Source organism: Alteromonas sp. ISO5, assembly GCF_058105165.1.
This window is the reverse complement of sequence record NZ_CM176572.1, coordinates 3,441,529-3,466,902: the sequence shown is the minus strand read 5'-3', so window position 1 is coordinate 3,466,902 and position 25,374 is coordinate 3,441,529. Positions and strand designations below refer to the sequence as shown.

The 25,374-nt window shown below is 46.6% G+C and carries 24 protein-coding genes; 12 read left to right on the top strand and 12 right to left on the bottom strand.

Annotation, left to right across the window (positions count from 1 at the left end):
* Positions 1-91: 91 nt before the first annotated feature.
* Positions 92-1,366 (top strand): Xaa-Pro dipeptidase, encoded by a 1,275-nt coding sequence (locus AC2T0J_RS15500; RefSeq protein ID WP_489806682.1) that lies wholly within the window; start codon positions 92-94, stop codon positions 1,364-1,366.
* 197 nt (positions 1,367-1,563) lie between these two features.
* Positions 1,564-2,019 (top strand): Hsp20 family protein, encoded by a 456-nt coding sequence (locus AC2T0J_RS15495; RefSeq protein WP_489806681.1) that lies wholly within the window; start codon positions 1,564-1,566, stop codon positions 2,017-2,019.
* A 172-nt stretch (positions 2,020-2,191) separates the two neighbouring features.
* On the opposite strand, the gene AC2T0J_RS15490 is transcribed toward AC2T0J_RS15495, so the two are convergent.
* From AC2T0J_RS15490 to AC2T0J_RS15475, 4 genes are all read right to left on the bottom strand, one after another.
* Positions 2,192-2,815: a peptidase E gene (locus AC2T0J_RS15490; RefSeq protein WP_489806680.1), complete on the bottom strand. Its 624-nt coding sequence runs from the start codon at positions 2,813-2,815 to the stop codon at positions 2,192-2,194.
* A 148-nt stretch (positions 2,816-2,963) separates the two neighbouring features.
* Positions 2,964-3,452 (bottom strand): hypothetical protein, encoded by a 489-nt coding sequence (locus AC2T0J_RS15485; protein WP_489806679.1) that lies wholly within the window; start codon positions 3,450-3,452, stop codon positions 2,964-2,966.
* Between the two features lie 602 nt (positions 3,453-4,054).
* Positions 4,055-4,261 (bottom strand): hypothetical protein, encoded by a 207-nt coding sequence (locus AC2T0J_RS15480; RefSeq protein ID WP_489806678.1) that lies wholly within the window; start codon positions 4,259-4,261, stop codon positions 4,055-4,057.
* A 988-nt stretch (positions 4,262-5,249) separates the two neighbouring features.
* Positions 5,250-6,362, bottom strand: coding sequence for an FAD-dependent oxidoreductase (locus tag AC2T0J_RS15475; RefSeq protein ID WP_489806677.1), 1,113 nt, complete (start codon positions 6,360-6,362; stop codon positions 5,250-5,252).
* Between the two features lie 101 nt (positions 6,363-6,463).
* Between AC2T0J_RS15475 and AC2T0J_RS15470 the strand changes: the two genes are divergently transcribed.
* Entirely contained in the window at positions 6,464-7,363 is a 900-nt protein-coding gene (locus tag AC2T0J_RS15470) for a LysR family transcriptional regulator (protein WP_489806676.1), read from the top strand.
* A gap of 104 nt (positions 7,364-7,467) precedes the next feature.
* On the opposite strand, the gene hxpB is transcribed toward AC2T0J_RS15470, so the two are convergent.
* The 4 genes from hxpB to AC2T0J_RS15450 form a co-directional block, all read right to left on the bottom strand.
* The gene (gene hxpB / locus AC2T0J_RS15465; protein WP_489806675.1) at positions 7,468-8,133 is read right to left on the bottom strand and encodes a hexitol phosphatase HxpB; all 666 of its coding nucleotides are present in this window, start codon (positions 8,131-8,133) and stop codon (positions 7,468-7,470) included.
* Between the two features lie 376 nt (positions 8,134-8,509).
* On the bottom strand, positions 8,510-11,581 hold the full coding sequence (locus AC2T0J_RS15460; protein ID WP_489806674.1) for a DUF748 domain-containing protein: 3,072 nt from the start codon (positions 11,579-11,581) through the stop codon (positions 8,510-8,512).
* Positions 11,582-11,747: 166 nt separating this feature from the next.
* On the bottom strand, positions 11,748-12,275 hold the full coding sequence (locus AC2T0J_RS15455; RefSeq protein ID WP_489806673.1) for a nucleotidyltransferase family protein: 528 nt from the start codon (positions 12,273-12,275) through the stop codon (positions 11,748-11,750).
* Between the two features lie 41 nt (positions 12,276-12,316).
* Positions 12,317-12,637 (bottom strand): hypothetical protein, encoded by a 321-nt coding sequence (locus AC2T0J_RS15450; protein WP_489806672.1) that lies wholly within the window; start codon positions 12,635-12,637, stop codon positions 12,317-12,319.
* 282 nt (positions 12,638-12,919) lie between these two features.
* On the opposite strand from AC2T0J_RS15450, the gene AC2T0J_RS15445 reads away from it, so the two are divergent.
* The gene (locus AC2T0J_RS15445) at positions 12,920-14,185 is read left to right on the top strand and encodes an NRAMP family divalent metal transporter (protein WP_489806671.1); all 1,266 of its coding nucleotides are present in this window, start codon (positions 12,920-12,922) and stop codon (positions 14,183-14,185) included.
* A 19-nt stretch (positions 14,186-14,204) separates the two neighbouring features.
* Positions 14,205-15,083, top strand: coding sequence for a 5'-methylthioadenosine/S-adenosylhomocysteine nucleosidase (locus AC2T0J_RS15440; protein WP_489806670.1), 879 nt, complete (start codon positions 14,205-14,207; stop codon positions 15,081-15,083).
* A 39-nt stretch (positions 15,084-15,122) separates the two neighbouring features.
* On the opposite strand, the gene AC2T0J_RS15435 is transcribed toward AC2T0J_RS15440, so the two are convergent.
* Positions 15,123-15,758, bottom strand: a complete 636-nt coding sequence (locus AC2T0J_RS15435; protein WP_489806669.1) for a phosphoribosyl-AMP cyclohydrolase — start codon at positions 15,756-15,758, stop codon at positions 15,123-15,125.
* A 265-nt stretch (positions 15,759-16,023) separates the two neighbouring features.
* Here AC2T0J_RS15435 and AC2T0J_RS15430 point away from each other — a divergent pair, with 265 nt between their 5' ends.
* Entirely contained in the window at positions 16,024-17,214 is a 1,191-nt protein-coding gene (locus AC2T0J_RS15430; protein WP_489806668.1) for a diguanylate phosphodiesterase, read from the top strand.
* A gap of 39 nt (positions 17,215-17,253) precedes the next feature.
* Here the strand turns inward: AC2T0J_RS15430 and AC2T0J_RS15425 are convergent, their stop codons facing one another.
* Positions 17,254-19,005 carry a methyl-accepting chemotaxis protein gene (locus AC2T0J_RS15425; RefSeq protein ID WP_489806667.1) on the bottom strand — a complete coding sequence of 584 codons (1,752 nt, stop codon included), beginning with the start codon at positions 19,003-19,005 and terminating at the stop codon, positions 17,254-17,256.
* Between the two features lie 194 nt (positions 19,006-19,199).
* Here AC2T0J_RS15425 and AC2T0J_RS15420 point away from each other — a divergent pair, with 194 nt between their 5' ends.
* Both AC2T0J_RS15420 and AC2T0J_RS15415 read left to right on the top strand, forming a co-directional pair.
* A complete protein-coding gene (locus tag AC2T0J_RS15420) occupies positions 19,200-20,759 on the top strand; it encodes a sensor histidine kinase (RefSeq protein ID WP_489806666.1) in 1,560 nt (519 codons plus the stop codon).
* Positions 20,756-21,466: a response regulator transcription factor gene (locus AC2T0J_RS15415; RefSeq protein ID WP_489806665.1), complete on the top strand. Its 711-nt coding sequence runs from the start codon at positions 20,756-20,758 to the stop codon at positions 21,464-21,466. Before AC2T0J_RS15420 ends, AC2T0J_RS15415 begins: the two co-directional genes overlap by 4 nt.
* A 7-nt stretch (positions 21,467-21,473) precedes the next feature.
* On the opposite strand, the gene AC2T0J_RS15410 is transcribed toward AC2T0J_RS15415, so the two are convergent.
* Positions 21,474-21,857 carry a hypothetical protein gene (locus tag AC2T0J_RS15410; protein WP_489806664.1) on the bottom strand — a complete coding sequence of 128 codons (384 nt, stop codon included), beginning with the start codon at positions 21,855-21,857 and terminating at the stop codon, positions 21,474-21,476.
* Positions 21,854-22,915 (bottom strand): M23 family metallopeptidase, encoded by a 1,062-nt coding sequence (locus AC2T0J_RS15405; protein ID WP_489806663.1) that lies wholly within the window; start codon positions 22,913-22,915, stop codon positions 21,854-21,856. The genes AC2T0J_RS15410 and AC2T0J_RS15405 overlap by 4 nt, the downstream gene beginning before the upstream one ends.
* Before the next feature lie 168 nt (positions 22,916-23,083).
* On the opposite strand from AC2T0J_RS15405, the gene AC2T0J_RS15400 reads away from it, so the two are divergent.
* The 4 genes from AC2T0J_RS15400 (at position 23,084) to AC2T0J_RS15385 (ending at position 25,332) form a co-directional block, all read left to right on the top strand.
* Positions 23,084-23,722, top strand: coding sequence for a TonB family protein (locus AC2T0J_RS15400; protein ID WP_489806662.1), 639 nt, complete (start codon positions 23,084-23,086; stop codon positions 23,720-23,722).
* A 9-nt stretch (positions 23,723-23,731) separates the two neighbouring features.
* Positions 23,732-24,292, top strand: coding sequence for a sigma-70 family RNA polymerase sigma factor (locus AC2T0J_RS15395; RefSeq protein ID WP_489806661.1), 561 nt, complete (start codon positions 23,732-23,734; stop codon positions 24,290-24,292).
* On the top strand, positions 24,289-24,882 hold the full coding sequence (locus AC2T0J_RS15390; RefSeq protein WP_489806660.1) for a hypothetical protein: 594 nt from the start codon (positions 24,289-24,291) through the stop codon (positions 24,880-24,882). Before AC2T0J_RS15395 ends, AC2T0J_RS15390 begins: the two co-directional genes overlap by 4 nt.
* A gap of 114 nt (positions 24,883-24,996) precedes the next feature.
* Positions 24,997-25,332, top strand: coding sequence for a nuclear transport factor 2 family protein (locus AC2T0J_RS15385; RefSeq protein ID WP_489806659.1), 336 nt, complete (start codon positions 24,997-24,999; stop codon positions 25,330-25,332).
* Positions 25,333-25,374: the final 42 nt, after the last annotated feature.

Below are 25,374 nucleotides of genomic sequence, written 5' to 3'. Positions count from 1 at the left end.
TCAATAGCGCCGCTTAATCGCGATTAAGCTATACCTTCTGCTGGCTAGCTGCTAGTTTTGAATCTTAAGCTTTGACATTCCAGGGGACTCAATGAAAACGATAATAACACTCCTTGCACTGACACTTGGCGCTTCTGCCGCTGTTGCTAAAACCACGGTACTGACTGCCGACCGTATGATCGATGTAGAAGATGGCAAACTCATCAAAAACGCCGTAGTGGTAATGGAAGATAACACCATTGTGGCGGCTGGCGCCAAACGCTCGGTAACCATTCCCACTGATGCCGACGTGATGGAACTTGGCGATTACACCCTCATGCCCGGACTGATGGATATGCACGTGCACCTCACCTCTGATGCCACCAAACACGGTTATAAGCGTCTGGCGGATTCCTTACCCCGGGTTACCCTGACCGGCGTAAAACATGCCAAAGCCACACTCATGGCTGGCTTTACCACAGTGCGTAACGTGGGCGCCCCTGGCTTTGCTGATGTGGCCTTAAGAGATGCGATTAACGATGGCGACATACAAGGGCCACGGATGTTTGTCTCCGGCCCGTCTCTGGGCGTAACCGGCGGGCACTGTGACAATAATCTGCTGCCTTATGAATTCCATACCGTGAGTGAAGGCGTAGCCGACGGCCCCTGGGCAGTGCGCGAAATCGTGCGTCGTAACATTAAATACGGCGCCACGGTGATTAAATTCTGTGGCACTGGTGGTGTATTATCGAAAGGCACCAAAGTGGGCGTTCAACAATACACCTTCGAAGAAATGCAGGCACTGGTAGAGGAAGCCCACATGCGCGGCTTAACCGTTGCCACGCATGCGCACGGCACCAGTGGCATTAAAACCGCCATTAAAGCCGGTGTAGACTCAGTAGAACACGTTAGCTTACTGGATGAAGAAGGCATTGAGCTGGCGCTAGAGCATGGCACTTACTTCTCGATGGATATTTACGTTACCGAGTATATTTTGAGTGAAGGCGAAAAGGCTGGGATCTTAGAAGAAAGCCTCGCCAAAGAACGTATTGTAGGAAAGCGTCAGCGCGAGAACTTTCAAAAGGCGGTGAAGGCCGGGGTAAAAATGGTGTTTGGTTCAGATGCCGGGGTTTACCCGCACGGCGACAACGGCAAGCAGTTTGCTCGCATGGTGCGCTTTGGTATGACACCAATGCAGGCGATTCAGGCGGCCACGATTCATCCTGCCACGCTGCTTAAACAACAGGACACGCTAGGCAGTATCAGCGTCGGTAAAAAAGCCGACATTGTGGGTGTAAAAGGTAACCCGCTGGATGATATTTCGCTGCTCGAAAACGTGGGCCTGGTGGTTAAAGATGGCCATATTGTGAAATCTGTATATATGTAATCTTTTGATTTTAAATTGATTTTCAAAAATCCCGCCTAAAAAAGCGGGATTTTTTTATGCACGCTATTGAAAAAACACCCGCCGCACATATCTCTTTTACTGTCGGGGCTTAATAAAAAGACCGACGGAACCATCGCCGCTAAGCGGGATGGTGTTAAACCTAACTTTACATATTGCTTAATTGCGAGGATATGACTATGCGTACTATCGATCTATCTCCACTTTACCGTTCTTTTATTGGCTTTGACCGTCTGGCATCGATGATTGATGCAGCTTCTCAAAACGGTAATCAAGCTACGTATCCGCCTTACAACATTGAGTTACTGGGCGAAGACAAATACCGAATCAGCATGGCCGTAGCCGGCTTCAGCAAAGACGATGTATCCATCGAAGTGCTGGAAAACGCGCTGACTGTGGCCGGTAAAAAAGACGCCGAGGAGAGCCAGGATGAGGAACAAAAACGTCAGTTCCTGCACAAAGGCATTTCTGAGCGCAACTTTGAACGTAAGTTCCACTTAGGTGATCACGTAAAAGTAACCGGCGCCAACCTGGAACACGGGCTACTGAGTATCGACCTGGAACGCGAAATTCCGGAAGAGAAAAAGCCACGCCAAATTGAAATTGGCAGTGCATTACTGGAAAACAAACAGTAACCACTAAGACATTATCTCCCTGCTAAGCGGCGCTAAATGCGCCGCTTTTTTATTGCTCAATCTGTAGTAGCTCATATTTAATCTGACTGACCGCTACAGACCTTGAGTTCAGCGCTTTACTCACCGGAAAATGACGAGCGCCAGCGAGATGTTTTTTCCGGTGAGTAACTTGTTAAGTTTTAGCATCCCAAACTTCAAATTTATTGCAATCAATGACAATCGCTTGTGTGTTGCTAATTGGGCAAAGATCTATTTTCCCTTCATAGGTAGAGATGATTCTTTCGACTGACTCTTTGAATGGAAAGTTTGTATGATGAGGAACCGGATAAAAATCAATCATGCCTAATGATGAAAACGTGCCAATGTTCGACGCAGCAGTGAAATCATCCATGTCTCTTACATAGTCAATATTGCGTGAAAGCACAATGGAACCGGCAGACTCACCAATATACATTTTCCCTGAATTTATTTGTTCAGATATGACTTTATCCGCGCCTGTTCTTTTCAGCTCTTGAAGCAGAAAGAAAGTATTGCCACCAGTAACATAGATATAATCATTCTTTTCGAGCGTACTAACTATTTTTTCCTTGGTTGCCGTTGAAACTTCAAGCTCGTCAACAATTAGCCCGTGTTTTTCAAGAGCCTTTTTGCCAGCATCCACATAAAATTTAACATCTTCAACAAGACTCGCCGTTGGTATGAATGTAACAGTTTTGCCTGCACATTTTTCCTCGGCGAACTTCACGAATAAATCGGCTACATCCACGAAAGACGAAGTTAAAAACATCTTTTTCATTACACCTCCTTTCTACCCGAACACTTCTCTAGAAACTTAACCCTCCGTTAACACGCGCACAGACTTTGTGGAGTGTAGCGTAGAATGACGATAGCCATACGCGAAACGGAGCAAAGTTTGTGCATCGTTGTTTAACGGCTTGTTAGCTTTATTTGCCGTCTTTAACATAGGAACCGATATCTACAGAATAAAAATAACCGCCATCATGAACGGGGGAAGGAAAATCTATATAGATATATGTTCTGTGAACTCGACTTGCCGGAACTACCATTTCGTAGACCTTATCAGTTTTCTCTTTATCTTCCGAAGGAAACATGGGTATACCTTTGGGCCGCAACGGAATAATGGATTCAACGCCAGAAGTATCAAGCACCTCGCTCCAGAAACGTTTTCTCTGATTCTGTTCCTCGGGAGAAATAGGTGCTGACGTTGTAATTACCCAGGCTTGCTTGGACGGAAAGGAAACAGCGCTCAATCTCACAAAGAACATTTTCCCATTTTTATCCGCTGGTACCACATACACCTTTATCTTGAATTCGTCTTCAGTTTCAGGGGATATATAGGCATAACTACTCCAACTTGCATGAGCGAGAGAGCAAAAGATAAAAATAAGGGGCGTTAATAAAATTCTAAACATGAGTAGAAATTCCCAACGAAAGCTAACTATTCAATAACGGGCGCGGGCACGTAGGGCATAATGGCGAAGCCGCCCCGCATGTCTGCGTCCCAGTGAACGAAGTGAGTGACTTAATTTTTTTAGGTTACATGTTTTATAGGCCTTATTTGCCAAACACCTAACGAGAGTACCCATCGGTATGAAAAATAACCACAAGTAGGACATGCTTTACGAAACGAATTAAACCATTTAGGCGGCTGTTTTAACGAACTTTTAATCAGGTATATGCCCAACAGTAAACCGATAAAACCAGGTATATGCGGAATCATTGATCTAACTATAGCGGTAGAAATTGTACTTGCTAAAACCTTGGGATCTCCGCTTGAATAAACCTGTACAGCATCCAGACAACCGAAAGAAAAATGCAAGAGTGCTAACAAATATAGCAACTGAAGTAATGTACTTAAAACAACTAAAAATTTATGCATTTCCTTTGCTACCTAACACCTGAACCTCATTGAGGGTCTAGTAACGGCTTCACAAACCGCTCGAGCATCTTCGCTTTTATTGGTTCTCACATAAGGCATTACATGCTGAGGTGGCATGAGTTTGACGCCATGAACCTAGCTTTGATATTTCACGAGCCCAATAATGTAAACTACTGAAGCCGCCATTTCTACAATACAACTCGGTTGTTGCGCTAAAAATGAAAGCAGCTTACTTCTAGATACTTTCTTATTAAAAACACTCTTACCAAATGTAGTGATCCCGCATACTTGAAATACATTTTTAGCGATATCAATACCAAGTGTCGCGACTTGCTGTTTCATCGCTTTCTCCTAAACATTATCTCAGTAACTAGAGTAGTTTAGGCGCATCCATTCCATTAATTTAATAGTGCACAAATTACGCGTTTTTCTACCAAGCATGGGCTCGTTTTTATCCATAGTGCCAGAAGAACGATATCTCTTAAAGTCAAAGTAGGTAATGCCTATAAGATGGCGGAGCTCATTTCGCAAAGGACGAAAACGCGCAAGTGGGTCGTTTTCTTGAATATAGCTGAGCAAAATGAAGATAAGCCCCCTTTTTAAAATCACGTCTCTGAATACATGTTGTTAAGGCAGTATTCTCTAAGGACCGTCTCTACCTATTTGAAGTGGAGAAATACCTGGAGCAATGACAGCGGTTTTAGAAGTATGGAAGCCGCGCAGCTTCGCGTTGTTGCACTAGCAACAGAACTTATTCCTTTTATCAGAAATCAAATTGCACAGGTTGACGAATATCTGAAACTGAGTATTCAGATGTTAAAACCACTCAAATTTATACTCATGTACTTCAGCAAGGTGTAAACGGTGTAGTGAGCCCGCTGAGTCGATTATCGAGGTAAACCACTTGAATTCATCTGCTTTGCAATGGAAACAATCACTTAACTTTTAGAGAAGCGAGCATCGCCTATAATCTTAATACCCGCCACGCAAAGAATGCGAAGTTAAATGTCCGCCCTTCAAGCTCTAAACGAATTCAGATACCCCATATATGTGATATTTGAAGAGGCTTTTTCTGACCGACAATGCGGCCTTTGTTCCAAGGTGAATGAATTTGAATTGCCATAAGTTGTCTTCCATTTAGCAGGAAACTTAGGCATGGCAATCAGATTGATTGGCATAGCTCAAAGTCGGCGACAGACAAACAGCAGATGTACAAGGATGTGATTTTCTACTTCTGATTTTAGTCAGAAGTGGATTTTAATCTTGATTGGCAACCGCATCCCTATCTCCACCATACGACACTCTGGCTTTATTATTTTCTGGTAGGAATTTATTCTAACCCATGCATATAGAGCTTGCTAAGTTGAGTCGCGGACATCTCCGGTAAGGGGTTGTCCGTCAATTCTTTATTGTGAAAGATTTGCTGCGCCACATGTCTGCCAATATTTTGCGCACTCGTTGTTTTATGTATGCGCTTCGTATAAAAATCACCTAACATTTTGTCTAACGTCGAATGGCGGCTTAACAACCTGGATAAATGCCATGCATCTTCAAGTGCTTGGCAAGCACCCTGGCCTGAGGTTGGTAATGAAGCATGCGCAGCGTCTCCAATCATGACCAGGTTTTTGTTGTGCCAGTAAGGTAGAGGGTCGATATCATGCACGAATATGCGCTTAACAGAGCTTTCTTCCGAGCAATCTAATACCTTTTGGATATCGTCAGGCCAGCGGGCGAAACGTTGATGCATTTCATGATGCCAACTTTTTTGTGTTCTTTTCTTATCGATCGAGCATGGCCAGGCAGCCGCCCAATAGCAGAATTGATTATTTACAGGAACGATCCCAAATCTTTCTCCACTGTCGCGATACTCCTGAATCGTTTGGTTTGAATGAGTTTGTTTTAATTTACTAATCCCAATGATATTAACAAAACCTTGGTATTGCGGAGCAATAGTCTTTTTATACAGTATCTCGCGGACTGGAGACTGGAGGCGGCCGTCACAACCGACAACCAAATCAAACTGTTCCTGAAGTTTTGGGATCTCTCTAGCGTGTATATTGTGATTAAAATGTACCGTTATGTTCAGCTTATTCAGTTGTTCAGAGAGAATGTGGAGCAGATCACGTCTTAGAATACTCAAGGTCGGGAATCCTGTGGCAGTATTCAGTTCCTCAATATTAAACTCATTCTTCTGAACGCCTTGGCGATCATACTGGCACATTAATCGGGGCCTCCCAGCCTGCCCGATAAACTTGTCCAGCCCACACAATTGTTCAAGTACAAAGGTACCATTAGGCCAAAGGGTGGTGCCTGCACCGGAGCCAGAAAACGTAGTGTACTTTTCAAACAATGTTACGTTAATACCTTGCTTTCGGGCCAGGATTGCCAGAGACAAGCCTGCGATGCCACCGCCGATGATGGCTATATTCTTCACTGTTTTCACTCTTAATGTCCTGTATCGAAGTATAAGGCAACCTTCTCAAATTTATACAGCAGGATAAACATGGTATTTTTACTTTAACAATCCCATAAAATGAGACAATTATGTTAGATAAGGTTGAATTGAAGTGGTTATTGAGTTTTAACTGCGTATTTAAATCAGGTAGTTTTAAACTGGCAGCAGAAAAACTCGGACAGCCTACCTCGAATGTCAGCAGACATGTGGCATTATTAGAACAAGCCCTGAATGTTCGCTTACTCGAGCGAACTACACGAAAGATGGTAGCCTCAACAGCGGGTAAACAGTTATACCACGGACTTTCACCATTAATGACGGCTATGAGTGATACGCTTGGAGAGGTTCACCGCTATGGAAATAGCATTGCAGGCCATTTGAAAATTGTTGCACCTGATTTACCTTTTCTTGCCGATGCCATTGCACAATTTTGTGCTCAACACCCCAGAATTAATCTAAGTTATGATACGCAACTCAATCCCACTGATAGTTTGATGGAAGGGTTCGATATATTATTTAAATTTGATCGCGGCCGGCTGGAAGACTCCGGTTGGATTGCAAAAGAAATTATACGCCTACCCAGCTGTATTGTCGCAGCACCGCAATTGCTGTCACACCATGTAAAACCTGAATCACTGAAAGAACTCAGCAATTCCCCCTGTATTACGAGTTTATCAGTGTTGCAAGGCATGCCATGGCGCTTCAAAAATGGCCTTACGATTAATGTTTCATCGACCTACAAAGTAAATAGTGGGCAAATGGCAAAAGCAGCCGCGTTAAATGCTTTAGGCTTTGCGATATTGCCCCTGGATGCTTGTCGTAATGAGCTGGAAAGCGGTGAACTAATCAAAATAGATTTGCCCGAAGAACCTGATGATTTAGTCTTGTATGCATTTTATTCGGGCAGAAAGTACCCGTTATTGAAAGTGACCTCATTTATTGATTTTCTTAATCAGTCGCTGAGAAAAAGCACTACGCTAAATAAATAAACGCCTATTAAATCCAAAGTCGGAAGTGGACATTTAGCATCAACGCCAGAACTTATACGAGGCCAGAGCTTTGCCTGTTCTGGCCCCACTCTGCGTATGCATACTTATACACAATTCGCTAGTTCTTCCAGATGAAAATCGTTAAAGTCTGTTAATCGACTGATCTTTAGGTGAGATATATTGTATTTTTTATTTGAAAACTCTGACCAGTGTGGGACTGCGACAGTCTTAATATTCGCCTTTCTGGCAGAGATGATTCCGGATAACGAATCTTCGAATGCAATGCACTTTGAAGGGTTAACCTTTAATTTTTTTGCGGTCGTTAAATAAACTGCTGGATGCGGCTTTCCTTGAACTTCGTGCTCCGAAGACGATGTACAATGAAAATACTTAGATATACCAAGTTTATTTAGCACTACCGGAATTAATCTGGCAGGAGCATTTGTCGCCAAGCCTATTTTCAGACCCTTTCTATGAAAAAAATCCAGGACTTCTTTTACTCCATCCAGTGACTCACCCTTCTCAGTAATAAGTGTTGCTACACGGTCAATAACTTCATGTTCTACTTGTTCTAGACTTTTACCCGCCCAAGGAAAATGGCTAAACCAAAATTCAGTGACTTCTCGCGTCGTCATAGAGGCAGTTTTAGCAGAAAGCTTCTTACATACATTGACACCGACAGATGAAAAAACCTCTTCTTCGGATTGTTTCCACAAAGGCTCTGAATCAATAAGAGTCCCGTCCATATCAAAAATTACTGCTTGTATCATATAAAATCCATTAAAACTGTAATATCTATCTGATGAGCCGTTATCATTTTTTCTAGTTGGATATCAAATTTCATTAAATAAAGCAATTGGCGGGATGCAAGGCGCTAAAGGTACTTTACAACTGATATCATGACAGAAAGGGCCTGACGGGGAATTTTGTCAGTAGCGGACATAGTTGCCCTTATCAATTCTTTGACTAGCTCATACACTATTCCCTCGCTGCGCTAACAGCGTGTTATACCGACCGTGCAAAATCAGCTTCCTTGCAGGCGCGGTTAGCGCATACGGTCAGAAAATCCAATGTCCGCTCTGCGTACCCAAGAAACTTGTCAGGTTTGATCTCGCTTCTGTTTTTGAGTAATGGTGACTAATCCACTTAATCTGCCTGCAGCGACAACTCCACACTGCTCGACTGAGACTGCAGATGCTCCCGACTGTTAAGTAAAAAAAGCCGCCCGGCTTCTACCTGAGCCTGATTAACCAAATAGGCTTTCACTCGCTTGCCGCGCTCCTGAGCCAGTGCCGTCAGCTTATTTTCGGTAATAGAAATACTGTCTCTCAAGCGATTGTACATCGCAATATGCAGGGCCCGCGTGACCTGCTGTTCGGTGACAGGTTCGTCGTTATTATTTTGCAGTTGCGCCCGGATCCGCTGTTGTTCGTCCTGAACAGAAACCGCAAGCGTTTCGCTGAACAGGGTTTCCAGGGCATTCGCCAGCGGTCCTTCAAGGGGGACATTACTGGCAGTCAGATTATCCGGTAAAGTATCCAGCTCACTGCGCTCAAGTAGTTGCTGGTGTAGTTGCACCACGGCCAGTTCCCGGGCGTCGCTCACGGCATCAACCGTGCCCTCAATACTCACCCGTAAACCCGGTCGCTTATTGAGCGCTTCGGCCAGCATGGTAAGGCGTTGTGTAGCTTGTTCATTAAGTGAAACCTGGCCAGCGGTAAAATCGACCCGGTTAAGTTCATCCTCACTGCCCACCAGGCTGGCCAGAAAGGTAAATGGCGCGGTCACGGCTTTGGTGATCAGGTTGCCCAGGGCATTTAAAATAATCGACCCGAAACTGAAATCCGGATTATCCAGATCGCCCGACACCTCAAGACCCAGATCGATCACCCCATCGTTATCCTGCAGCAACGCTACAGCAAGACCCAACGGCAAACTCAGCGCCTGTTCGGAATCGCTTTTTCTGCCCAGCGTGAGTTGATCAATGACCACATGATTGTCACCTTCTAGCTCACTATTTTTCACCTTGTAGCTTACATCCAGCGACAATAACCCCTTGTCGATGTAATACCCCATGTAAGTGCCTGAATAGGGGTTCACCGAGGTCAGCTCTGCGCCCTCGACGGCAAAGTCCAGATCGAGGAACAGCGCTTCCAGTAAGGGGTTAATTTCGCCCTTGAGGGAAACCGGCGCGTAGCTATCTATTTTTCCGTTAATCGCAACCTTAGCGGCACTTCCCGCATCAGAGGTAAGTTGCTCAATAGATCCATTTAACGACTCAATACTCGACGCAAACTGCGGTGTTAAAGACTCATCGGCAAAATAAGCACTACCGTTAGTCAGGTTAATCGCCGCAATGCTGATTGCCAGCGGTACCGAGCCCCCCTCAGCGTTACCGATTTCCGGCGCATTGTCAGAAGACGCTTCCCTGTCATTTTTGACTGTTTCACCACTACGTAGAATGGCACCGATGTTGGTTCGTTTTTGCTCATCGATAAGGATCTTCGCATAGGGCGCGGTAATATCAACGGAGGCGATATCCAGCGTATTTTCATCACGACTGAAACGCAGATCGGCGATGTCCAGAGTTTGCCATTTTACTAATGGCTCGTAGTGCAATCCATCCAGAATGGTCAGGTTGGCAACGCTGGCATCGCCGCTCACCCGCAATGTTTTGCCGCTGTCGGCGACTTTGTAGCGGGTAGTGGCAGACAGTGCGCCCTCCGATAAGGATAGGTTTACGAAAGGAGCCAAGTAAGACTGGACCTGTGACAGCGCGATATCCGAGAGAGTGAGTTCACCGGTAACTGCCTGAGTTGCCAGATCGGCGCTGCCGCGAGTGACTATTTCCCCCTGAGCAGTCTCGGGAATAGCCTGAGAATTACCGCTGATAGTCAGTGAGACATCATAGTCAACTGGTGCTGAGAAGTGACTGTCTATTTCACTGGTCGTCACCGTTATCGGGTGTACCCGCCAGTACATGCTTTGCGCAATGGCCTTGTCTTGCAGTTGAATATCGCCCTCGCTAATCGCCAGCTTACCCAGCACAACCTGCCATGCGGTTGCGGCCTCGGATTGTGAGTTAACGTCGGGTTCTGTATTCGTTTGAGCAAAACCGGCCGGCATCAGGAGACTAACAAGGTCCAGTCCGTCATTGTCGTACACGCCATTGATATAAGGCGCTTTAAGATTCAAACTGGCAATCTCCACACGTTGTGAATTGGTGTCGAGCTGCATATCGGTTAAGCTAAAGGTATCCAGCGAGATGCGTTGACTCGCTGTATCAGACAGCGCCAGTGAGTGAATGGCCAGCTGGCCGTCACTTGCCATGAACCGCACCCCTTGCTGAGTTTCACTTACCTCATAGTCCACCGAGAAATCCAGGGTACCGTCGCTTAACCGCGCTTTGATAATATCATCAGACAACGGCCATAACGGTGGCAGCGCGAGCTTTTTTATCACTACTTTGCCGGTTAAGGCCAGTGGTGCCAGTTGAAACAGACCATCCACGTACAACATGCCCCCTTCCGTTGTGGTCACATTTACCTGATACAAATTATCCGGACTGCCGTCGTCCTCGCTTCGCGCAGTATCCGAAATCGTGGCGTGAGTATCCAGGTTAATCAGTTCCAGCGCCAGGTCGGGATATTCCAGTTCTGCACCGCTCACCCGGTCATAGACTTCCAGCTTGCCATCCGTAACGCTCAGCAAGCCAAGGCGCAGGTGTGGAATGCTGCCTTCATCATCAGGTTCCTCTTTAGCCTGTTCAGATGCCGATTTTGACTGGACATGCCGAATGATATCTGAAAAGTTAAATTCCGTGGTTTCCCCGCCCTGTTCACGGCCTAACCGCGCATAAGGGCCGTTTAAATAAAAATGTTCGAGGGTTGGCGTAAAGGTTAATACGGTGCGCCAAAATGCCGCATCGGCCTCCAGTTGCGTAAAGCGCACAAAGTCATCGCTTTGGTCTGCCTCTGCAATACGAAAGTTAGTCACCCGCACACGTAACAGGAAAGGATTAATTGAGATGGACTCAACTGTCACTTCACGCCCGAGGCTTTGTGATAATGCATCAGGCAATTTAGACGTTAACACATAGGGCGTCACCAGCCCCAGTAACAACGCATAAAGCAAATAAGCCAGCAGGCACCATTCACTGACACGCAACCAGCGCGGTTGGTGGTGATAACCCTTTCGCCAGGTATTAAGCTTGCTCATAAAAATTCATTCCTGATTCCCCCTGTAGCGGCGGTTTGCGGTGCTTCTGCCTGTCACTGCAGCAACAAAGCGACTGGCTAACAATTTGACAGACGGCACCACTGCCGGAGACTAAATGCCGTCATGACTGGTAATGTATCAGGCATAGCCTGACAAGTACGTTCGCTTACCTTATTACCTGTAGCTTTGGCCATTTTTCCAACCATTGCTTGCTGGCTATTCGCTGCTCAAAGACTGCTTTACTGCGACGTGGATTATACGTGAGTTTGCCTTCAAGCAAAGATTGAACCCCAAAAGGCGCAGCCAGTTCCAACTGGTAATAGTCATTCAGGCGCACACCCACAGCCGTCTCTTTTTCTGGCCAGTAACGCATGGCGTCGGTACTGTTTTGATAAGCCGGCTCCTGATTGCGGTGATGCATCACGGCCTGATTTTTAACCTGCCAGTTTATACCAGGCAACGTTTTTGCCAGTTTCTTTTCAATGTCTTCAGATACTAACTGTTGTTGCTTGTCATAAAAAATAACATCCACATCATTGAGCGGTGTAGGCGTATAGCGGTGCATGTGATCCCAAACCATATTGCGCACAAATCCGGCGGCAATAAAACAATCCGGCAACTGCAATGCCTGTACGGTCTGTAATAGTTGCATGCGCTGCTTGTCACGGCGCAGCATGGCTTTAATCGTTTTCATCGGTCACCATACAGCCAAGTCCGGTGAAATGTTGCTGAGTTTTAACGACTTTTGCTGTCACAACCTAACTCTTTAAACCGCTGCCCGCTCTGTACCGAGGATAACGCATAGTCACTAAAGTGAATATCCCGAATCATCAGGCAACCACCGTAATGTTGTTTATCAATGGTGTGTTTGCGGCCAAACTCAATAACAGTGAGGTGATTATTACTAATTAAAATACCGAACGGTTCAAGACGTGAAGGGCCACGGTTAAAGGCCAGTAAGCAAAGCGCGATCACCAGGTTAAGCCCCAGGAGCACCACTACAGTCTGACATAGACTAGCGTGCGTATTGAGCTCCAACTCAATTACCAGTGCCATCGCGATCAGTTGCGCTACAAAAAACTGAAAGAAGTGCACATACAAGCGATTAAAAAAACCTACAAATCACTTTGCATGGATTCCGTTCACTATTTTCCTTAGCAGAACACTTTCTGCAACACCTATCCTAATACAATGGCAAACTTTAGAATAGTCGGCACAAGATTACGGTGTAAACCCCGATAAAGTGGATAAATTCCTCTCAAACACTGATGCAGAATAGTTTACACTGGACTTATCTTTTTATACCCCATTAATCAACAGGAACATAAAGTGCCCTCAATGCAGTCAGGCGCTGACAGCCAAGCCCCATTATCCTTTGCAAAATTAATTAAACTACTCGGTCCGGGTGTACTCATGGCTACGGCAGCCATTGGTGGCAGCCATCTGGTGGCTTCGACGCAGGCCGGGGCCAAATTTGGCTGGCAACTGGCTTTGCTAATCCTCGTCGTTAACCTGTTTAAATACCCGTTCTTCCGGGCCGGGGTCAGTTATACCATTAGCAGCCGCAAAACCCTGCAGCAGGGTTACCTGACTATGGGTAAGCCCTACTTACTGATGAGCTTTGCGCTGAACGGCATTTCCTCCTTCGTTAATGCCGCAGCACTATTGTTGTTCTCCGCCAGCTTGCTGGGCTACTTTATTCCGTTTGATGTGGCTTTGCCCTGGCTGGCCGCGGTATTACTCATCGTATCACTGGTTATCCTTCTGGCCGGCCATTACCACGCACTTAATCAATTGGCGAAGCTTATTATGATAGCCCTGGTCATCGCTACCATTTCGGCCACTGTGATCGCCTGGCAGCAAGGCCCGGTAGCACCTGCCGAGTTTGAGTCGCCGTCTCCCTGGACCTTAGCGGCTATCGGTTTTCTGGTGGTCACCATGGGCTGGATGCCCGCCCCGATTGAAATTTCCGGTATCACATCGTTATGGCTAAAAGAACAATGCCACGAAGCCAAGGTGACACCACAATCGGCCTTATTCGATTTCAACCTTGGCTATCTGGTGACATTACTGCTGGCGTTAATGTTTTTGGCACTGGGCAGTCTGGTTCTGCATGGCAGCGGGCAGGAACTGGCCAGCGGCGGTATTGGCTTTTCTCACCAGTTAGTGGATTTGTATGCATCCACCATCGGCGAGTGGTCCCGTTATCTGATTGCTGTTATCGCTTTTCTGTGTATTTTTGGCTCAGCCATTACGGTGTACGACGGGTACTCTCGGGCGCTGGCGGAATGCTACACCCTGCTAAAAGGTAAGCAGGATGTGTCTGATAGCGTGTTTGCGGTATGGCTGTTACTGGTAGCTGCAGCCAGTTTTGCCATGGTATTGTTCTTCCAGTCTGCCCTGCTGGCGATGCTGGGTTTTGCCATGACCCTGGCCTTTATGACGACTCCGGTATTCGCCTGGCTGAACTACCGGCTGGTCAACCGTCACGATATCCCGGAATCACTCAGAGGCGGTCCTGTGGTACTGTGGTTAAGCCGGGCCGGCCTGGTTTATTTGTTTGGCTTTCTGGTTGTCTTTATTGTCTGGAAATGGTTCCTCTAACCTCATCAAGGTATCAATAATGAAAAAACGCTACACCTGCTTCCTGTTGCTGGCCTTGTCTTTAAGCAGTTTTTTAACCTACGCAGATGCGTTTCGAAGTATAGAGATAAGCACGTCACAGCAGGCCTTACCACCTGTCATGATCCAGGGGCCAATGCCCATCGAAGCGCAATATTTCGCGTCGTTACTGAGCAATGTCCGCACTGAAAAAGCAGGCCAGGCGACGTTTTATATTGGTACCTACAAAGGCTACCCGGTTGTCGTAGCACAAACCGGCAAAGGCCTGGAAAACACTGCGGCCGCTACGGCCATTGGTATTGAGCGTTATCACCCAAGGGCCATTATTAACCAGGGTACATCTGGTGGTCACGATCCTGATTTGCAGGTTGGCGACATTGTTTTGGGTAAACGAAGCGTCAATGCAAGTAATTATAAAACGCCTTTTCGTGATGAAGGTGAGGGATCTAAGCCGCTTGAATGGTTACCTATGGATTTACTCGCCTCCGAGGGCAGTGCCGGCGAGGGAGACTCCGCCAAAGATGCTGAACGTATACGTTACTATCTTGGCGATGCTGAATTACTCGCCGCGGCCCACGCGGTAGAAGATCAGTATAAGCGTGGTAAGGTAGTGGAAGGCACTATCGCCAGTGGTAATTTCTGGAATAATGAACTCGACCGTATTGCCTGGCTACATGATAAATTCGGGACCAGCACTGAAGAGATGGAAACCGCCTCAGCAGCTCAGGTTGCCCACAGTTATGGCATCCCTTTTTTGGGGATACGGGTACTTTCCAATAATCTGACTAACGGCGGCCATTACGACCCTTCTACTGCCACCAATTGTCAGGCATTCGTTAAGCAGGTAATGGAACAGTATATTAAGCATAATAAAGGGTAGCACTCAGAAGCTACCCTTTGCTTTTATCCTAAACAGGGTTCAGGCCGGTGAATAAGGCAATGATGACTGGTGAGCAACAATTCTTAGTTGACCGGATTTGTCTTTAACGTAGGCAAAGGTGTATTCGACCTTGGTTTCCCCACCATTAGTGTCGGTAAAATAATAATTCCCCATGGCCACCGCCATGCTGCAGCTATTGTTAATAATCCCAACATTATCAAATTTCACTTTGGTATAAGGCTTGATTGCAAAGCCTTTATCTTCTGAGTAGGCCTCATTGCCGCCAACAAAGTAGGATAATGCCGCGTCAAAGCTCGATCTGAACTGCACCTTCGCAGCCAGCGTCGGTTTAAATAACACGCTGCTCAGGTCGTATCCGTACATATCCTGAATAAAGTCCGCCGCGGCCGTTTTATAGTCCCCATTGGATGAATACACCGAACCGATGCGAACAATGCCATCTCCCCAAAGTTTCTGAGCCTCAACCACTTCGCGCTCTGATATACAGGTGTCCGAATAGAGCAGACGATTATCTATAACCGACGCAGGCACACCGTTTGTCGCGGGCTCATTAGTAGCGTTTTTCAATTGCTGAGACTGTGCGGTAGCGCACCCTGTTAGCACGACCGAAGAAAACGACAGAACAACTAACATTTTTAAGTTCAATTTTTGCATAACATTACTCACTTATTCCGAGGTTGGATAACTAACCAGTGCTGAATAATCACCGCCTGTTCTACATAAATAAGCGTATTGTTTAAGCCTGAATAAAGCTTGAAAGGAAGATTAAAAGAACATTAAAAAGCAAAAACCGGGGATTCGGTCGTCTGAACAAGTGCGTTAACCTGCATCAATAAACTTTTGAAGAGCGCTTTTCGTATACCTTTTTGTGCCTATACTAAATATGTGGAGCAGTAACCTGTAATCGTTGGAGTCGTTGATGTTAAGACAACTGGTGTATCGGAGTCGGACAACCCATAAGATGTTTGAGCAGGATATTGATAAAATCGTCGCTGACTCAGTCCCCTTCAATAAAGCCAACAACGTAACCGGTTTATTGCTGTTTGATGGTGAATTCTTCTTTCAGATCCTCGAAGGTGAAGGCAAAACCATTCACGGTCTGTTTGAACATATTAAAACTGACCCACGTCATACCAATATTGTAAAAGTACTAGACAGTGCCTGTTCCCAGCGCGAATTTGGGAAATGGAATTTACGGAGCTTAGTTTTAAATCCAGATAACCAGTGCTACTGGTTGCCACAAGATCTGACCGTAAGGCGCGACAGCAGAATATTTTCGCTACTTAACAGCTTTGCTACCGGCCGTTGGCGCAGTTGCGTTTCGGCAGAAGACAAAGCTTCGCTTAACTGTAAAATTGCCACCAGCGCAATTACGCTGGAGCCCTACCCTGCCAGTCAGATTCAGTTTGCCTTTCAGCCGATTGTCGATACCCGGCTTGGCGTCATCTCGTGTTACGAAGCATTATTACGTAATCATAAAGGGGACTATCCAGAGCAAATCCTGGCCGATCTGCCCGAACAACAACGATATGAATTCGATTTAAAATCTAAGGCGATTGCCATCACGCAAGGAGCAAAACTATTACAGCCTGGCCAGTCTTTATCGGTTAATTTACTGCCGGGCGCAATAACCCAGAAAGAACAGGTGGTAAATGAATTATTGCGCTACCTGAAGGAAGGTGGTCTGCAACCAGAACAATTAGTATTGGAGATCACCGAAAGTGAAATGGTGAAAGAAAGTGACACTTTTTTTGCCGTAATCGAAGACATTCGTGCCACGGGGATCCGCCTGGCACTAGATGATTTTGGCGCGGGTTACGCCGGCCTTTCGTTACTAGCAGATTTGATGCCGGATAAAATTAAGCTGGACCGCGCCATTACCCGTGGTATCCATGAAAATGGCCCCCGTCAGGCCATACTGCATTCGGTATTTGAGTTTGCCAACGCTACTGGTAGCCATCTTATTGTAGAAGGTGTGGAGACCTTTGACGAATGGCTATGGCTGAATACTGCCGGGGTGCGCAAATTCCAGGGATTTTTGTTTGCCAGGCCACAGTTAAATGGTGTTAACGCTATTCATTTTAATGCCTGTGCTTTAATTAACCAATAATCAGGCCAACTGCACAGGGTGCGCAATTCGCCCGGTCTCCTACTTATCAATTTTACCCAACATTCCGGCCAGGTCATCTATTCGGGTAACCGTATCTTTCACCAGTTTATCAATTTCATTACTGGCATCCCGTGAATGCGAAGCCAGATTTCTGACTTCGTCTGCCACCACAGCAAAGCCGCGCCCTACTTCACCCGCCCGCGCTGCCTCAATAGCCGCATTCAGCGCTAACAGGTTGGTTTGCTCAGAAATACCGTTGATAGTGCCAATAATATTGCTGATCGTCTGGCTCACACCCAGCACGCCTTTCATCGCTTCCTGGGTTTGATTGACCGCAATCCTGCGGGCCGTAATATCAATGCCAAATAATACGTATTGGGTAATTTCATCCTTAAAATTCTTCAGAGCGCAAATCCCGGCATCCAGTGACAAGAGGAAGTCACCCTGACCAAAATTGATTTGCAATTTAATATTGCCACTATCCTGCAATTCCGTTTTTTGTTGCGCCGTGAGTGCATTTAAAACATGGTCAACAAAGGCCTGCTGAGTGGCACTTGAACCCAGTTTGCCCGCCAGCAGATCACTGGGGGTTTTGAGTTGACCGTCTTTATCAATGTCGATTAACACCAGTGAATTGTCGATAGCATTGATTTTTCTAGTGAAATCAAGTGCCATTTGTTTAACTTCGGTAATATTAGCCTGTACCGAGATATAGTTTTTTACTTGCCCCTGCTCGTTAAGAATCGGCGTAATGGACAGTGACACCCAGTAAGGCTCTCCGTTTTTACTGTAATTGAGAATCTCGTCATAAAACGGCGTATGGTCATGCAGGTTCTTGCGAATGCTGGCAATGGTGTCCTTTGATGTTTCCGGTCCCTGTAAAAAACTGCCTGGTTTCTTACCTTTTATTTCCGCCAGTACGTAACCGGTTAACCGCTCAAACCCTTTATTTACGTAGACAATTTCACCCGCCGGATTGGTTATAATCACTGAATTATCGGTTTCATTAGCCACCATAGAGAGCATTTCCCGCTCTTCGCGCATGAATACTTCCTGGGTCACATCTTTTACAAACGCGGTATACAGCGTTTTGTTTTCAAGCCTGACTTTCGACAACGATAACTGACCCCACAGCACTTCACCGTCTTTTCGTTCGATTTTAATTTCCCGGCTGGTCCCCACGATTTTATCCTGCCCGGTTTCGCGATTGGCATTCACATAACTATCGTGATTTGCCTGGATGGCTTGCGGCACCAACATTTTAACGTTTTGTCCGAGTACTTCCTGACGGTCATAACCCCAGAGGATTTCAGCTGCGGCATTAAACAAGGTAACGCAATTATGCTCATCGATGCAGACTACCGCATCCAGCGCCTGCTCGAGGGTTTGCGCCATGGTTTCTCTGGAGTCCCGCTCCTGCGAAATATCTCGCACAAAGGCGGTGTAATGAATTTGCCCGTTGAGCGAGATTTTAGATAATGACAGCTGTACCCACAGCTTACTGCCATCCTTACGTTGTAACTGTACGTCCCTGGAGCTACCCACAATTTTATCCTGACCGGTCTGGCGATGGTGGTTTACAAAACTATCGTGATTAGCGCGCAATTCATGAGGCAGTAACATAGCGACATTTTTGCCCATGACTTCGTTTTTTCGATAGCCCCAGATCTGTTCTGCGGCACGGTTAAAAAAAGTGACCTTATTTTTTTCGTCAATGCTGACTACCGCAATAATACTTTGCTCGAGGGCCTGAATAGCCTGGTTGGTCTTCGTCTTCTGTTGCCAGAACATACAATACTCTACCTGTAAATTGTTTCTACATCAGGTTAGTGTCTGCCAGACACTAAACAGCACCTGACCGGTAAATCCGGACTAATCGAATGTGATACGAACAGTTTAAACGGTGCCTTCAAAAAGCGTAGTCTAAACTGTGCTCTTTTTCGGAAAAATGCGTATAAAAAGCAAAATAATGGCTAAGTAAGTTTATGTATAAGCGAAAAATCTACCTGTTTGGGATCACCTCCGGGCTCATAATGATGATTGCGCTTTGCTTTACGGCTGCTTCCTCCTACCTGACACAAATCAACCTGGAACAGAGCAATACAGCGCAAACCCTGCTGGCAGAGCATCAAAAGCTAAGCAGCATTTCTTATCGCATGTTTAAGCAGCTCACCGATGAGCTCATCTTTGGCGAAAGTGCCAATCAGGCCATCATTCGTAATAAGCAAGCGCTGATTGCACAGTCCTTAGAAAAAATCAGGCGTCTTGAGTTACAGCAACGGCAGGCACTAGGCAGTAGAATGACGGCTGGCAGTATTGAAGACACCGATGAACTGGCGGCGCTCATTAACGCCATCACCAACGAATTCAAAGCCATTACTGCCACTTACAATGATACTCCGCTTGATCAACAGTTCCGTCTGCAATCCCTGCTTGAAGTGAAAATCGATAACGAATTCCGGGAAGCCATCAATGCCGCAGTGGTGCGTCAGGGTAATGTGGTATCGGCAATCAATGCCAAAATAGAAACACTAAATACCGCTATCGTGTGGTTTGCCGTTGGTATAGCACTATTTGCTACGCCGTGTATTATTCTCGCCTGCTACTGGCTGTTTAATCAGCTCTACCAGCCGCTTACCATTATCAATAACGGTACTAATGCCATAGCAGCAGGTGATTACCACCAGCGGTTGCCCGAAACGCTGGATACTGAGTTTTCTCAACTCGTCAAATCACTCAACCTGCTGGCCTCAAGACTGGCTGATCACGAAATGAAAGCCGAACAGTCTCGCAGGCAACTTGAGTTTGAGGTCGAACAAAGAACCCGGGAAATCAGCCAGGTGAATGAACAACTCACCAAAGTCGATTCCCGGCGGCGTCAGTTTCTTGCTGACGTCTCCCATGAGCTCAGAACACCGCTTACCATTATCCGGGGCGAAGCTCAGGTAACACTGCGTCAGTCCTCTGCTTCAGAACAAGTTTATCGGGAAACCCTCGACTCAATTCTGCTTCAGGCTGTCAATCTTAGTGAGCTGGTAGATGATTTATTGTTACTGGCCCGAGCCGAACTAAGCCGGTTAAAACTCGACACCGCCTGTCAGCCACTTGGCGACTTTTTACAAAATCAGGTGAGCCAATGGCAACGTCTGCACGAAGATCGTCAGTTTACGCTTGATATAGACAACAATGCCAAAGCGTTGCAAGTGAGTTTTGACCATCAGCGTCTTAAACAGGTAGTGGCAATCATCCTTGATAATGCATGCAAATATTCAGCGCCGCATATGCCGGTTAAAGTGTCTCTTAAACAAATAAACGCCAGTGCCTGCATAGAAATAAAGGATTTTGGTGAAGGGATTTCGCCTTCAGATATTAATCATATCTTCGAGCGTTTCGTACGCTTTAAGCATAAATCTGAGGGACTAGGGCTCGGTCTGGCTATCGCCAAAGCGATAGTTGAAGCACATGGTGGCGAAATTCAGGTTAACTCAACACCAGGAGAAGGCACCTTGTTTCAAATTGATTTGCCAATGGATGTTGTTTCATGAAAATTTTGATTGCCGACGATGAACTCTCTTTAGTGAACTTCCTGTACCGGGGTCTTACTGCAGAGGGCTTTGAATGCATTAAAGAGACTGCACTGCACAACCTGGTTGACCTGGTTAAACGGGAGAAGCCGGATCTGCTGGTGCTAGATCGGATGTTTGGCGAGAACGACAGCGTTGATATTCTTCCCGCCCTTAAGCAACCAGGCCATGGGCCTTTGGTTTTACTGTTATCAGCTCTTGACGATATTGGCGAAAAAGTGAACGGACTGGACAAAGGTGCAGACGATTATTTATGTAAACCCTTCGATTTCGACGAGCTACTGGCCCGCGTGAATGCATTGGGAAGACGCCACCGAGCTCAACCCGAAGCACAAACCAGGCAATTACGGTTTGCCAACATGGTACTGGACTTAGAATCAAAGCTGGCAAGCATTATTCACAATGGGAGTGCAGAGGAGCTTACCCTAACCAATATTGAGTTTAACCTGCTGAGTTATTTTATAGAGTCGCAAAATAAAGTGCTTACCCGGGAACGTATTTTAAGCCGTGTATGGCAAAGCAATAGTGACCCGCTGACTAACATCGTGGATGTCTATATCAGCAGACTAAGGCACAAGCTACCGCCCTCAGCAGGTCTTGAGATCACCACAATTCGCGGCAATGGCTACCGGTTAAAAAACCTTAATCAAGCATTACCCGGCCAGTGAGCCTGGATTACTCTATCCACAACTCGTCAATAAGCGGTGGTTCAGAGTGATTGCTGAAGGTGATGTTTATCACAATATCGTCGCTGGTATTAGCGTATCTGGCGACAAAAATCAGCCTTGGGTTTCCCGCCCGGTTAACCGATGCTATCAGCCGTTTTGATTCCAGCTTACCCAGTTGAGGCGTAATTTGTTCAAAGGCTTTTTGAAAACCTGCAGGGGTAATTCTGGCCGCCAGCGAGTCCGCCATCACCGCGCGAAAAGCCTGGTAATCGCCAATTTCATGGGCCTTTAGCGCTTTATCAACCACCGGCATTAATAACGCTAACGCCGCCGTTGCGTTTTTCCCATAACAACCAAAATAATCTTCTGGCTGGTTGTTAATATGGTTCATTGACTCTCCTTATGTGGCGCTAGTAGTGTCTCACGCTGCGGTGATACACGCTGCCCCCTGACGATTTCCACCGGTCCCGACCTGGGCTTGCCATCCAGCAGAATATTGCTGAATCGCACCGGTAATCCCATAGCCGTATAAAAATCTTCATCGTCCTGTATGTGAAAGTGCAGATGGGGCTCACTGGAATGGCCACTGTGGCCGCAGCGAGCAATGGACTGACCCGCCTGCACAATATCGCCAAGTTTAACTGTAATACTGCCCGCAATAAGATGGGCATAAAAACCGTACTCATTCTCCGCATGTTTAATAACAACATGGTTACCTGCAATATGGCGGCACATGAAATCTGCTACACCATAGCCAACGGCCGGCGCATCACCAATATTATCGGTGACACAAACCACTTGGCCGGCGGCAGCGGCAAGAATAGGCTGTGCGTAACAGTAATAATGACTGAGTTGATTACCTTTTCCCTGATGACGGCAAAAGTCAGCGTCGGCTTTCACAAAGTCATAAGCATAGCGTTGGGTAAGAACATGCCACGAATGGGATGTCTCGGGGCTAAGGCCACCATTATAAATAAGCCACTCACCGTCAAATGGCAGTTGATACCTTACTTTTAACTGATAACGGGCAATCGGTTCAGGACGTTGTTTAAGCCGCTTGCTGATTTCAGCCTGCCCTACCAGTTGACGAATCTGTCCCCATAACAGCCAGGGGTTAAAAGCAGAAAGCAGCAGCGTAGGTACAAAAGTAAAGTACATCCCCCATGCCCCTACTTTTGCTATAGGACCACTCACCGGCCATTGGCTAGCGGGATGCGGCGTGGTCTTTACCGACCGGTGTTTACGGGATAACCATTGACTGACCAGGAAATAACAGCCCAGATAAAGCAAAACACTTCCCCACCCGGGTAAATCGCGCTGTAAGCTATAGTTGATTCCGAACTCTATGGCTGCAGTGAGCACCAGAGCCAGCACAATAGACCAAAGCCACTCCCAGGGGTTATCGTTAGCAGATTCCTCTGGTTGAGGTTGCTGCCTGGTTGGTTTCATCACTTTCCCCCCTTTGCAAGGCCGTGCCGCTTAGGCTCCCAGCATCACTTGCTGTAGTGCACCCGGCAAGTTCAAAATTGTAAGATTTTGTAGAGTAAAATTTTTGCAAAATAATTCACCCCTTTTGTGTTCGCCAGTCGTTATACCCAAAACCAGGGAGTACTTACTATGCAATTAACCGCAAATCCAACCTTCGCTACCAGTCAATATGTTCGGCCATTTGGTCATTTGATACTGGCCGCACTGGTGACTTTTGGTCTGTTTGTGATGATGGCCAAATTAATAGAACAACACGGCGAAGCCCCGAAAGTTGAAGACCCGGTGGTTATCGACGACTTTTTGCTGCATGTGGAAGAACCGGTCACCAATACAAAACAGCCGGTTAAACCCATGGAGAAAACGCTTGAGCAACCGCCCTCGCTACCAGAGCCGGTTGAATCCGATCCCGGTCCGAATGAGATTAGCATTAACCTAAACCCGGTAATACCCAGTAATCAAATAGCCATTAATAACGACTTTCGACAACAAAGTGATACTTCGGCCCGACCTATTGTCAGGGTTAATCCCAGCTATCCGGCCGATGCGGCCAGACAAGGTATTGAGGGTTGGGTACAATTGACATTTGACCTGACTCCACAGGGAACAGTCACGAATATAACCGTAGTGGATGCAGAGCCGCTACGCATTTTTAACCGGGAAGCCAAACGAGCGCTGGCGAAATGGCGTTATCAGCCACAGTTAGAAAAAGGTGTACCTGTTGGACAAACCGGGTTACAAGTAGTACTCACCTTCAAGCTAGAGCAGTAAGGACCAAAGGTGGGGATTGCCAAATTCGGATTTCTACGCACTTTTCTGAAAACGGGAACAGCCACAAGCTGTAACGAGTCATTATTCAGACGCTATCGCCAGACAGGTGATAGCGCTGCCCTTAGCGCACTTTACAATCAACACTGTAATAACCTGTATTACTATCTGCTGGTGATGAGTGATCCCAATACAGCGGCGGACGTTACCCAAAAGGTCTGGCTTAAGGTAATGGAATCCAGACAGGATTATAAGGACAAGGGGCGTTTTCAGGCCTGGTTATTTACTATTGGTCACCGAATGCTTATCGACGAGTTCAGACAAACCAAACGCTGGCACGCCGATACTGATCCGGATACGTTAAGCACTACCGCCCAATTCAGCGACCAGGAAACCGATTTTCACCAGTTGTTAAAACAACTCCCCTTTTCACAGCGGGAAGCTTTCTCTTTGCAGCAGGAAGGGTTTAGTCTACAGGACATCGCCACTATTTGCGGTGTGCCGGTAGAAACAGTAAAAACACGCTTGCGATATGCCCGCGACAGCCTAAAAAAACACTGGAAATCATCATGAACGAATCCGATCGTCAAGATCCACTGCAACAGGCATATCAGGATGCAAAGCAACGTTATCCGGCCCCCGGGCGGATTAAACGGGCCGTGCTTGAACAACGGTCATTCGGCCATCGTTGGCACTTTTTACAGCAAGTCAAAGCGAGACTGCCCGGCCGCGAATGGCTGGCCCTGGCCGCCGCGATGGGCTGCTTACTGCTGCTGGTGAATGGCACGCTGTTTGTTCAACAGCCGATGCCTGAGAATAAGATAATAGCTCTGCAAGTAGAATACCATGGCTATCGGGACGACGTAGCCGGCCTGCCCGACTATCGCGAAAAACTCACCCTGTATAACCGTGAATTTAGCCGACAGTTAGCCACCTTACATGTGTTTTATTCACGTCCCGCCATACTTGCCAGTCACCAGGGCAACTGGCTTTTCACTGATTGCAACAATCAGACTATCACGGTTTCACCTGAACTGATTGATGATTTGCGTGCACTGCAGCGGGTCGATCCGACGCTGGTTGATGGCACTTTTGTGGCGCTGGCCTTTGATAAGCAAGGCAGACTGATAAAAATTGAACAGGCTTCCACAAAAAGTTGCTAGCCTGCCCGTGGCGGCTATTTTTTGCTGGTCAATCGCGCCACAACATGGTTTTATAACTTTTCAGACTAAAGAGGCAAATGCGCAAGCAGCTTTACCGGCAAGAGGATACTCACCATGAACAACCTGTTTCAAGCAATCGACAATAAAGACACTAAGACCTTTGCCGGCTTTTTATCCGAACATGCCTCATTTCGCTTTGGCAACGCACCAATCGTAGAAGGCCGGGCCAACATTGCTACGGTAGTCGACGGCTTTTTTGGCAGTATCAAAACGTTATCTCACAACGTTACAGAAACCTGGTCGACCCCAACCGGGGTGATTTGTCAGGGATCCGTCACCTATACCCGTTTTGATGACAGCACACTGACCATACCGTTTTGTAATATCTTTAAGGTTAATGACGACCTGATCGAAGAATACCTCATTTATGCAGATGTCTCGGCCCTTTAACTGATTGCCTGTCAACGCGCCAAACCACCCTGCTGTGGCGCG